The sequence below is a fragment of the Xanthobacter sp. BG11Y11_SDJG genome, from assembly GCF_057364445.1.
The window spans coordinates 1-1,818 of sequence record NZ_JBNFNU010000589.1 but is presented as its reverse complement, the minus strand read 5'-3'; the positions used below and the strand labels follow the sequence as shown (position 1 = coordinate 1,818).

The following is a 1,818-nucleotide window of genomic DNA, read 5'->3' as shown; positions in this document are numbered from 1 at the left end:
CCGCGCGCCGGGCGTGAGGGGCTTGGCGCCGCGACCGGTCGCCACCGCGAGGTGCCCGGACGCGGCGATGCGCACCGTCATCTCGGCGCCCACGAGGTCGATCCGGCGCGCCTTGGGCGCCAGGGACAAGAGCGAGCCTTCAAGCTCCACCTCGGCGCTCGGGGCCGAGGCGACCAGCTGGCCATCGGGCCCGAGCACCTTGATGTCGTGCACCACGACGGCGGTGGCGCCGTTGTCCACGGTCTCGATCGTGGTCGCGCCGATGACCACCTTGTGGCCGCCGCCGATCCGCTCGGCGAGCGCCTGGGCGATATAGGGCGTGGCGATGTTGGCGGTGACGACGCCGCTGGCGACCAGGACATAGAGCGTCACCGCCGCGACGCCGCCGAGCCCGATCAGGCCGAGGCACGCCACCATCAGGCCACGCGCCAGGCGTCCCTGCGGAACGAGGAGGCCCATGAGGCCGCGGCGCGCGCGACGCGGCGCCCGTCGGACCGGCGGGGTCTGTCTCACGGTGTCCCGCATGGGCCTGTCATCACCTCCCGCAACCTGAGGCCCCGATCCGCGCCCGCGGATCGCCTCGAAACGCCGCCCGGTCCGCCGCCCGCGGCGCCGCGACGCCCTTTAGTGAACCTATCCTGCACGCGCGGCGTAAAGATGAGGTAGATCAACGCGCGTCGAATCCCCAGCGCAATGCGTGCTGTCCGTCCCCTAATGGCGCGGAACACGTCGAAAGGAAGGCGAATGAGCAAATTTCCCGATGTGGGCACCAAGGCCCCGAGCTTCAGCCTGAAGCGCGACGGCGGCGGCGAGGTCACGCTCGCCGATTATGCCGGCCGGAAGCTGGTGCTCTATTTCTACCCCAAGGCCGATACCTCCGGCTGCACCAAGGAAGCCATCGCCTTCAACGGCTTGCGGGAGGCCTTCGCCAAGGCCGACACGGCCATCCTCGGGGTTTCCGCCGACCCTGTCTCGGCCCAGGACAAGTTCAAGGCCAAGTACGACCTCGACTTCCCGCTCGGCTCCGACGAGCAGCGCGAGATGCTCGAAGCCTACGGCGTCTGGGTCGAGAAGAGCATGTACGGTCGCAAGTATATGGGCATCGAGCGGGCCACCCTGCTCATCGGCCGCGACGGCAAGGTTGCGCAGACCTGGCCGAAAGTGAAGGTCCCCGGCCACGCCGAGGAGGTTCTGAAGGCCGCGCAGGCGCTCGCCTGAGCGTTGCCGTCAAAAGGTGTATCGTCTGCTCAAGAACAGCTTGGGCGCACGACAGGGAGGACATCGTGCTCGACGGCGCGCGCCAGCGCCTTGCGGCGCTTACCGACCGTATGACGCTGGCCCAGCAGATCGCCCTCGCCATGGGAGTGCTGTTCGCGGTCAGCCTCGCCGCCGTGGCCTTCGTGGCCGCGGCGATCACCCGCGACGTGGCGATCGCCCGCATCGAAGTCGAGATGCGGGAAACGGCGAAGGCCTATGCCGGCCGCCTGGAGCAGGAGATGCGCGAGCGCCTGTCCGATCTCGCTCTCCTCGCCGCGTCCGAGCAGATGAAGGACATGTGGGACGGCGATCCGGCACGCCTGCGTGCCGTGCTCGACCAACTCGCGGGCGCCATGGACCGCCGCGCCTGGATCGGCTTCGTGCGGCCCGACGGCACCGTGGCGTCGGCGACGCGCGGTGCGCTGGAGAATCAGTCGGTCGCCGCGGACGGCTGGTTCCGCGAGGCGCTGGCCGGCCCGATCTATCGCGACCTCGCGCAAGGCGGTGCCACACCGCCGGCCGCGCGCGCGACGCGCGATGACCTCTCCGTCACCGCGACCG

The 1,818-nt window shown here is 70.1% G+C and carries 2 protein-coding genes and 1 pseudogene; 2 read left to right on the top strand and 1 reads right to left on the bottom strand.

Features of this window, described 5'->3' with window-relative positions:
• A pseudogene (locus AC2W7M_RS24740) lies at window positions 1–459 on the bottom strand (hypothetical protein); the annotation flags it as partial.
• A 285-nt stretch (window positions 460–744) separates the two neighbouring features.
• On the opposite strand from AC2W7M_RS24740, the gene AC2W7M_RS24735 reads away from it, so the two are divergent.
• Together AC2W7M_RS24735 and AC2W7M_RS24730 are read left to right on the top strand one after the other, a co-directional pair.
• Window positions 745–1,218, top strand: a complete 474-nt coding sequence (locus AC2W7M_RS24735; RefSeq protein ID WP_486135691.1) for a peroxiredoxin — start codon at window positions 745–747, stop codon at window positions 1,216–1,218.
• Window positions 1,219–1,283: 65 nt separating this feature from the next.
• Window positions 1,284–1,818: cache domain-containing protein (locus AC2W7M_RS24730; RefSeq protein WP_486135690.1), on the top strand; the 535-nt coding region annotated here is incomplete at its 3' end.